Annotated in this window: 9 protein-coding genes; 1 reads left to right on the top strand and 8 read right to left on the bottom strand. The window is 41.0% G+C overall.

Translation table 11 applies throughout. The features are described 5' to 3' along the window. Positions 1–211 precede the first annotated feature (211 nt). The 4 genes from PGR14_RS13620 to PGR14_RS13605 all read right to left on the bottom strand — a co-directional run bounded on the left by PGR14_RS13620 (position 212) and on the right by PGR14_RS13605 (position 4179). The gene (locus tag PGR14_RS13620) at positions 212–1123 is read right to left on the bottom strand and encodes a CvpA family protein (protein ID WP_008370946.1); all 912 of its coding nucleotides are present in this window, start codon (positions 1121–1123) and stop codon (positions 212–214) included. 9 nt (positions 1124–1132) lie between these two features. After that, positions 1133–2311 carry a DUF5711 family protein gene (locus PGR14_RS13615; RefSeq protein WP_256171279.1) on the bottom strand — a complete coding sequence of 393 codons (1179 nt, stop codon included), beginning with the start codon at positions 2309–2311 and terminating at the stop codon, positions 1133–1135. Positions 2312–2379: 68 nt separating this feature from the next. Further along, complete coding sequence (locus tag PGR14_RS13610) at positions 2380–3513, bottom strand: LysM peptidoglycan-binding domain-containing protein (protein WP_256171278.1); 1134 nt, start codon at positions 3511–3513, stop codon at positions 2380–2382. A 66-nt stretch (positions 3514–3579) separates the two neighbouring features. Beyond that, complete coding sequence (locus PGR14_RS13605) at positions 3580–4179, bottom strand: HD domain-containing protein (RefSeq protein WP_270223583.1); 600 nt, start codon at positions 4177–4179, stop codon at positions 3580–3582. A gap of 194 nt (positions 4180–4373) precedes the next feature. Here PGR14_RS13605 and PGR14_RS13600 point away from each other — a divergent pair, with 194 nt between their 5' ends. Continuing rightward, positions 4374–5174, top strand: a complete 801-nt coding sequence (locus PGR14_RS13600) for a hypothetical protein (protein ID WP_055158466.1) — start codon at positions 4374–4376, stop codon at positions 5172–5174. Between the two features lie 176 nt (positions 5175–5350). Here the strand turns inward: PGR14_RS13600 and PGR14_RS13595 are convergent, their stop codons facing one another. The 4 genes from PGR14_RS13595 to PGR14_RS13580 form a co-directional block, all read right to left on the bottom strand. Then, positions 5351–6292 (bottom strand): transketolase family protein, encoded by a 942-nt coding sequence (locus tag PGR14_RS13595; RefSeq protein WP_022220697.1) that lies wholly within the window; start codon positions 6290–6292, stop codon positions 5351–5353. After that, positions 6280–7116: a transketolase gene (locus PGR14_RS13590; protein WP_008370961.1), complete on the bottom strand. Its 837-nt coding sequence runs from the start codon at positions 7114–7116 to the stop codon at positions 6280–6282. Before PGR14_RS13590 ends, PGR14_RS13595 begins: the two co-directional genes overlap by 13 nt. Positions 7117–7210: 94 nt before the next feature. Then, entirely contained in the window at positions 7211–7867 is a 657-nt protein-coding gene (fsa, locus tag PGR14_RS13585; protein WP_008370963.1) for a fructose-6-phosphate aldolase, read from the bottom strand. A 263-nt stretch (positions 7868–8130) separates the two neighbouring features. After that, entirely contained in the window at positions 8131–9231 is a 1101-nt protein-coding gene (locus PGR14_RS13580; protein ID WP_044998858.1) for a LacI family DNA-binding transcriptional regulator, read from the bottom strand. Positions 9232–9248 lie beyond the last annotated feature (17 nt).

Genomic DNA, 9248 nt, shown 5'->3' with positions numbered 1-9248 from the left:
AACTTTTTTAAATTATTTTTTGTCGCTTTCTATTTTTATCAGCGACAACCTCTATATAATATCATGTGTATTTTGTTTTGTCAACACATTTTTTGAGGTTTTTATTTTTATTTTCAAAGGCTACCTTACATCCCTTATTATAAATAAAAATCCATCACTTTTCCGTGACAGATTTTTATAATACCATTATCAGTTTCTATTGTCAAGTCTTTTATCTCAACATTGTTGCAATTTTCATAATTATATTATTATCATATAAAAAACTAAGGATCTGATCTTCTCTGATCATTCCCATTGCCTGCTTTCCTATCGTTGTTGTATACAGAAGCGTAATTACGATAAACAGGATCCCTACTATAATAAATGAAATCGTCGACCCTACCAGAACTCCTGCCAGCCTGTTCAGAATTCCCAGAACCGGAAGTGCTGTCACAAAATCAAGCGCAAACACAACCGCTCTTATCACAATGGTTGCAAACAGGAATGTTACCAGAAACGCGACAATCTCGATAACCAGCTTTGCAAAATATTTGCTTACATACTCCGCAAATGTCGTTACCCCAAGCTTCTGATAAACTTCACTGTTATTATTTTCCAGAAGAAGATTCTTAAATACATCTGGAAGATCTGCCCCCTCGATTGCCACTATCTGCATTTGCTTTGGAACCTCAGCCTCCATGATCGACTGCTCTGCCTCTTCCGTTGACACATGTCCATCGAAGATATCTGGTGAAATTCCATACTGCTGCAGCATCTCATCTGACACATTACCATTTACAATATCTTCCACAGTAATTCCTGCTGCTTCCAATGTCTGCTCAGATACACCTGCCGCTGAGAGGATTCCCCGTACCTGCTCTTCCGTAAATCCCGAATTTGTATCCGCTTCTCCCGTGAAGGCTTTTGTCATCGTTTTTATACACTGCTGTTCTACCATCTCATCAATCGGTGTAAGCGAATAAATTGCTTTGCTGACATACGGCGTTGCAAAATACACAACCGCCAGTGTAAGGATCGTCGCCCCAAGCGATACAGCAATCCTGACAGCACCTTTGGCAAATCCTACAATGGCTCCTATTGCTATAATGCCCCCGACAATTACCAATAAAATATTTACTTCCATACTCTACTCCTATTTTACAAGCCGTACCTCTGCAAGTCCGTCTGCATTCATCACCAGGTACTTATTGATTCCGAAAACCGGAATTACTTCTTTTATCTCATATTCTGTCGTTCCTTCAAATTGCTTCACACCAAGCTTGGAATAAATCAGGCAGGAAGTCCCATCATACATGATAACATTTCCATCTGCAATCTTTACATTTCCATATTCCCCGGTAAATGTTTTAGATAATTTCTGATTTCCTTCCATATCATACAGGCGAAGCTCATATTCTCCGCTTTCTTCTTTCAGTATGAACCCAAGATATTCATCGTCATGGAAAAAGCTTTTAATCTGCTTATCCAGCTTTACTGTTTTAGAAAGCTTCGGCTTGTCCGTTTCCTTATAGATCATAAACGACTGGTCTCCGACCAGAACAGACTTCTTCTCATCTATAAAAAACGAAGTCGGAACAATTGTGTTTTTGTAAACATCATCAGCAACCTGATATTCTTTGTTTGCTTCTTCTGTATTATCAAAATTCAGGTATCCGACTCTTGTTGCCTCGACACCATCCGCTACACACAAATATGAAATCTGAAGTCTCGTTCCGTTCGGCGAAAGTGCGATTCCAATCGGGTATCCGGTTCCGGTAAGTGAAGCTCTGTGCTCTACCAGTACATTTCCTGTCGCATCATAGCACACAACCATTGGTGAATTTTCGTTATTTAAAATCGTACTGACAATTCCATTTTCCGCAACAGCTATCTTCTCGATCGGATAATTCGTATGGATTTCTCCCTTCGCGCCTTTTTCATCCATAACATAAATATCATTTCCACCGCGCTCTGCGACCGCCATCGCTTTTCCCGACACATTGATAACCGGATCCTTAATCTGATAAGACTGGTTCCACTGCTCTACACCTTTTTTATTGATATACGCAATTCCATCCCGTCCGTATTTGAGCATTCCATCTGCATATTGCAAATATTTCAGATCACTTGATTCTGTCTCTTTATTTTTATAGCTTTGCAGAGTCCGTAAGCTTGTATATGTCTGCAATTTCACAAGCAGATAGCTGCTGATCAGTGCAAACGCAAACGCCAAAATCGTTACCGTCGTCTTTATTCTCTTTTTTACTTTGTACGCCTTTATCTTCTCTTCCAGGTTTTCGTCCGGATCACGTACCTTTACTATCACATCCATAACCTGTCCTTTTCCTGTCGTTAGTTTGTTGTTAGTATACCACAGTTTTTATTCATATGTACAGAAAACTACGGCAGAATCAATTTCTGTCCGATAAAAATCAGGTTTCCGTCCGACAACCCGTTCATTCTGCAGATCGCATCTACATGTCCACTGTCCCCGTATACTTTCTTGCTGATTTTGGCTAGCGTATCGCCTTTTTCTACAATATAAATATCTTCACTCATTTCCTGCATTGTGCTCATCGAAGAATCATCGACCTTTTCTTCCTCTGTCGAAGCAGAATCAGAGCCCTCTCCCTGCTGTGGCATCGGATCCTGCTGTTCCTCTGTCTGCGAATCATTCGTCTGCTCTGACTGAGCGGTATTCTCATTTTGTTGCTCATTTGCTGCTTTTACTGCGCCACTGGTTTTCTGCGTTTTTTCCTCGCCCTGCTTCATGATCGAATTACGTATAAATTCCAGGGATGACTGGACACTTTTCATTTTCCCATAATTGTTCAGGGTTGTCACGCCCATGATCAGAACCACAATTACCAGAAACACGCTCGCCACGTATGTCAGCCTGGAAGTTTTCTTCTGCTCCTGCGCCTCAAATCTTTCTTTTACAAGGTTGCGAAAATCTTTTGCAGCCTTATCTTCCACAACTTCGCTGGGTGTCACGCCAATCTTTTTCCGTGCCGTAATCATATAACTCTGCATTGCAGCATTTTTTTCATAATAAACATAATGCCCGCCAATCTGCATCAGCTCTTTATATTTGTAACAATAATACTGTTCTTCCACCTCTGCATTATCTTTTAATATGAAAATAGTATTTTTTTCGGAAAAATATTTTTCATGGGTATTGAATATCTTCGTATCTATCACCATTCGCACGCCCGGTCTGCAGAGCATCCAGCCAATCATCGTACCATCTTCAAAATATTCCTTTTTCTCCTGCTCTGCTTTTTCAAAATTCTCCTGTGAAATGATTTCATTTTCATCACCGGAAAATTCCATGCAGATCGCGCCAAAAATATAGAGACACTCCTGTCCTTCTGTTACTTCTTTTTTACCGACCAGAAATGCACCTGCCTGTTCCTTATCTGCTTTATCACAAATCTGATTCAGAAATGTATCTACATAATCTTCCACGTAAATCTTCGGAGTATCACTCACATTTCCTATCTGACGTACATTTTTTGGAAATTTGTTTTCCATAATACTCTCACCTCATTCTGCATATTTTGTAGTTTAGGCTATCGTATCATATGGAAAGCACACTTTTTATCGCTTTGTGTCTACTAAATAGGAAAATCGTTCGACAATCCTGTCCATTCCCCGTTTTTTCTTTACCGGATCGCTCTCTTTCCGCTGTGTAGTCTCAAAACTGCCGCAATACTTGTCAGCAAGTGTCGTAATCCATCCTTCTTTTGTCCGCGGCACAGAAAAAAGTGTGACCGGCCACATATGGTTGATGATAATATCCCGTTCGATGCTATTCAGATCAAAAAATTTCTCTGCGTTCATGAGCGCTCTTTTCGGATGCGTCATCCCATGAAAATGATCCCCTGTCCGCTTTGCATGGGTATGCCAGTCGTACAAAAACAAATCATGCAGCATTCCCGCACGCGCTGCTGACCTTGCATCCAGTCCAAGTGCCTTACACCAGATATAATTATAGTAAGAAACATGAAGACAGTGCTGATAACAGTTTGTCACTCCATGATGCGGATAAAGCTTCATTCTCAGCACTACCGGATGGGTTGCAATATCTTTGATGCATTCATAAAACTGTTCAAATTCTTCATCCTGCTCCTCCGGTGTTTTATTTTTCTTTTTTAATTTATCATTTAATTCAGTTATCGTTTTCTGTAATTTTTCCATTCTGGTTACCCTCTTTTTTTCTGCCGTGTTCCTTTTCCCGGCATACTTTAAGTATACCAAAATTTCTTTTGTTCCACCTCATTCTTTTCTAAAGAATTCCTTATGATTTTGTGATGTTTCTGTGATTCATATTGTTTCTTTCAAATTCCTGGTATAAAATAGGGCGGAACAAAAATGAGGAGGCTGATTGTAACATGAAACAGATTTATGAAGACCTGTCAGACGATACTGACTTTGATATCATTGATCTGGCTGACGTACCGGATCGGGATACCGTAAAAAGGCGTAAAAAGAAATCTCAAAGAGATGTAAATAAAACTAACAAAAGTGAGGAAGTAAAAAAGAAGGAACACTCTTCCATCGAAGATCCTTCAGAGGATTCACGAAAGGAGCGGTCTAAAAAAGCCCGGAAACGTACTTCCGGAAACTCTGGAAACGGCAGTTCAAAAGCTTCCGGGAAAAAACGTTCCACTCCATCCGCTTCGATCATCACCACTCCGGTGAAAAAGACTGTGCAGACAGGCGCAAAAATAACCGGCAAACTCCTGCAGACCGGAGCCCGTGGCGTAACGCTTCTGATGATCGCCATAATTGCATTTAATATTTTCAAGAATTTCTGGAGCTGTTATCCGGTATATGGTTCACTTGCCACAGCGGTAAATGCCAAGAATTATACGCTCGGTGCCTTCCTTGGCGTCGCAGCATTTCTGCTGATTATGGAGATTATTTTCTTCCTGTGGGCGCTGACCGGACCATGTGCTTATGGAGACAGGGGAACAAAGCGTGTCGATACCGGACGGGGGCTTTTCTCTTTCCTGTTCATCGGTATAACTGTAGTTGCTGCCGGAATGTTCTGGAATCTAATTCCTTCTTCTCCATCACCACTGACCGGTCTTGCCGGCGGTCTGCAGCTGTATGGAAGTCTGAAAGGAATCCTTCTTCCATTATGCGGAATTGGACTTGTAAGCTGTATTATACGGAAAATATTTTCCTAGAACGGGAAATATGCCACTCTCAAAATATAACTGGTTATAGTGCCACTGGTCTGGTGCTGTATCCTTCTCACTCCCACAGCGGATCAAGAACTTTCCTTTCATCCATAACAAAAATGCCAGTCCCGATTTACACCGGTTCTGGCATTTTTATTATAGATTCTCAGAATCCTTTTTTATTATTTTACAAATGCTTTTACTTTTTCGCAGATGCTGTCTGCATCAAGTCCGTACTTCTTGATCAGTTCAACTGCCGGACCAGATTCCCCGAACGTATCCATAACACCAATCTTCAGAACAGGTGTAGGAAGTTTTTCAGAAAGCACATCACATACAGCACTTCCAAGTCCACCGATAACAGAATGTTCTTCTACGGTAACAACTTTTCCTGTCTCTTTTGCTGCTGCAACAATAAGTTCTTCATCAATAGGTTTGATCGTATGGATATTGATTACTTTCGCATCGATTCCGTCTGCTGCAAGCTTTTCAGCTGCTGCAAGAGATTCGCTCACTTCAAGTCCTGTTGCAACGATTGTTACATCTTTACCTTCGCGAAGTACGATTCCTTTTCCGATCTCGAACTTATAATCCGGATTATCATTGATTACCGGCACTGCAAGTCTTCCGAAACGCATATATACCGGTCCCTGATGTTCATATGCTGCAAATACAGCTGCTCTTGCTTCTACATCATCTGCCGGGCTGATCACTACCATACCTGGGATTGTTCTCATAAGAGCGATATCTTCGTTGCACTGATGGGTAGCACCATCTTCACCAACGGAAATACCTGCATGTGTAGCACCGATCTTAACATTGTTCTTCGGATATCCGACAGAGTTACGAACCTGTTCGAATGCACGTCCTGCTGCGAACATTGCAAATGTACTTGCAAACGGAACTTTGCCTGTTGTAGCGATACCAGCTGCAACTCCGATCATGTTGCCTTCTGCGATACCACAGTCGATAAATCTTTCCGGGAATGCTTTCTTAAACATTCCTGTCTTTGTAGCTCCGGCAAGGTCAGCATCAAGTACTACTACATCATCATGCAGTTTTCCAAGTTCAACTAAAGCATTACCATAGCTTTCTCTTGTTGCGATTTTCTTTACTTCTGACATAATGCTTCACCTGCTTTCTCTAAATCTTCCATAGCGATCTTGTATTCTTCATCATTCGGAGCTTTTCCATGCCATCCAGCCTGGTCTTCCATGAAAGAAACACCTTTACCTTTTATGGTCTTGGCAATAATAGCTGTCGGCATTCCTTTTGTTTCTCTTGCTTCTTTGAAAGCAGCTGCAATCTGATCAAAATCATGTCCATCGATATTGATTACGTGGAAGTTAAATGCTTCAAATTTCTTGTCGATCGGGTATGGTGAGTTAACTTCATCAATACGTCCGTCAATCTGAAGGTTGTTATTATCTACAATTACTACCAGATTGTCCAGTTTTCTGAATCCTGCTAACATAGAAGCTTCCCAAACCTGTCCTTCCTGAATTTCTCCATCTCCGAGAAGTGTGTATACACGATAGTCATCATTACTCAGTTTTGCAGAAATAGCCATACCTACTGCTGCTGAGATTCCCTGTCCCAGAGATCCGCTTGACATATCAACACCCGGGATGTGCTTCATATCCGGATGTCCCTGAAGGTAAGATCCTGTATGACGAAGTGTCTTGAGGTCTTCTACCGGGAAGAATCCTCTGTGTGCCAGTGCAGAATAGTATCCCGGAGCTGTATGTCCTTTGGAAAGAACGAAACGGTCGCGGTCTGCTTTCTTAGGATCCTTAGGATCGATATTTAACTCTTCAAAATATAAATATGTGTAGATGTCTGCTGCTGACAGAGATCCGCCCGGATGTCCGGATTTGGCAGCGTGTACTGCTGTCACGATGCTCTTACGGATTTCATTTGCAGTTTTCATAAGTTCTGACTTGTTCATGAAAATATGCCTCCTGAAATAGTTTATTTTTAGTCACTTTGTCGGAAGCGCAAATTAATGCTCTTCCGACAGTAAATTATTCCGATTGTAAATTTTATTCTCCGAATACTGCTTTGTAATCAGCCTGGAATTTTGCGATACCAGCATCTGTAAGCGGATGATGTGTCATCTGTTCAATTACTTTGTAAGGAACAGTTGCAATATCAGCACCTGCAAGTGCACATTCTGTAACGTGCATTGGGTTACGGACGCTCGCGCAGATGATCTGTGTATCAATATCTCCGGCCGCTGCAAACATCTCAGCGATTTCTTCGATCAGTTCTGTTCCACGTACAGAAATATCATCCAGACGCCCAAGGAACGGCGATACATATGTAGCCCCTGCTCTTGCTGCAAGAAGTGCCTGGTTTGCTGTAAATACCAGTGTTACATTTGTCTTGATTCCTTCAGCTGTAAGAGCTTTACAAGCTTTCAGTCCTTCTACAGTCATCGGAATTTTAACTACCATGTTCGGATGGATCTTAGCGATTTCTCTACCTTCTGCAATCATACCTTCTGCATCAGTAGTTGTTGCTTTTACTTCTCCACTGATCGGTCCGTCTACGATAGATGCGATCTCTGCGATAACTTCTTTAAAATCACGTCCCTCTTTTGCGATCAGTGACGGATTTGTTGTAACTCCGCAGATAACTCCCATATCGTTAGCTTTTTTAATGTCTTCCACATTTGCTGTGTCGATGAAAAATCTCATTTCGTTTTCCTCCTTATGAACATGAAAATTCGTATTTCCCGTTATCAGGAATCTCTCTTTTTATCTGATTGCCTGACTTGGTTAAATTATATCGCAATTTACTCTGACAGGTCAATAGCCATATGTTTTTATTAGTAATTTTTCACGTTAATATTAACTATTTTATTAGTAATTTTTTGATGCCGTTTTTGGATAATTCTTTATTTTATAGCGTTTTCAGAGACATAAACTATGAAATATTACTAATATTTTTTGAATTTAAACTAATTTTTCCCTTTTTTTGTTTTCGCATAAGACGTCGTTCCACGCACGATCAGACGAGGTTCATATTCTACATGGTAGGTGCTGATCGGCTGGATCTCTGAATACTGGCTGTTCTGAGAAAGAATCTTTTTCATAATGATATCACAGGCATCCCGCCCTTTGAAAACGACAAAATGCTCGATCGTTGTCAGCGACACCTTATGCATCTTTGCAAACAGTGTATTATCACATCCCATTACGGAAATATCTGCCGGAACTTTATATTTTTCTTCGTGAAGTGCATCCAGGATTCCAAATGCGATCATATCATTTAATCCGACGATCGCAGTAATATCATTATGTTCTCTCAAAAGCTCTTTCGTCAGATCATATCCGATCTTATACTCCGAATCGATATTCGGGATGCTCATATCGATCGACTCATTTGCTGCCTTGATGATCACATTGTCTTTTAATCCAACAGCATCAAATTCTTTCAGAAATCCTTCCACCCTTTTGGAGCGCTGCTTCTGTCTGGTTGTAAGAGGTGGTGCAATATACGCTACTTTCCGATGCCCCAGATCCAGAAGATGCTTTGCCATCATCCTTCCGAGTTTGGAATTATCCAGTTCCACTGCATCTACATTCAGATGCTCATTCTGGTTATTGATAATTACGATCGGAATTTTTTCTGCCAACTCTTCTATCGTATCCATAAAACAATGACTTGGATTGCAGGTATAGATAATACCAAGCGGTTTCAGCTCATGCATCATCCTGAGATACCGCTCCTCCATCTTCAGATCCCTCTGGGTATTGCACACAAACAGTCCATATCCCTGCTCCTTTGCACGGGATTCAATCCCCTGAAGCAACATAACATAATAAGGGTTCGTGAGGTTGGAACAAAATACGACGATCAGTTTTTCTTTCCTGCTTTCTCTGCGTGTCTTTCTTTTCGGTACTTCGTATCCCATCTCTTCTGCGATCTGTTCCACTTTACGGATCGTTTCTTTTGAAAATGATACATTATATTTTTTATTCAGGATCATGGATACCGTTGCCTGCGACACACCTGCCGCATGTGCGATATCCGAAGAGGTTACTTTCTTCTTTCTCATATCTTTACTTCTTTCAA

Source organism: Coprococcus sp. AF99-45, assembly GCF_027663865.1.
GTDB classification, from domain to species: Bacteria; Bacillota; Clostridia; order Lachnospirales; family Lachnospiraceae; genus Allocoprococcus; species Allocoprococcus comes.
This window is presented reverse-complemented; position numbering and strand designations above follow the sequence as displayed.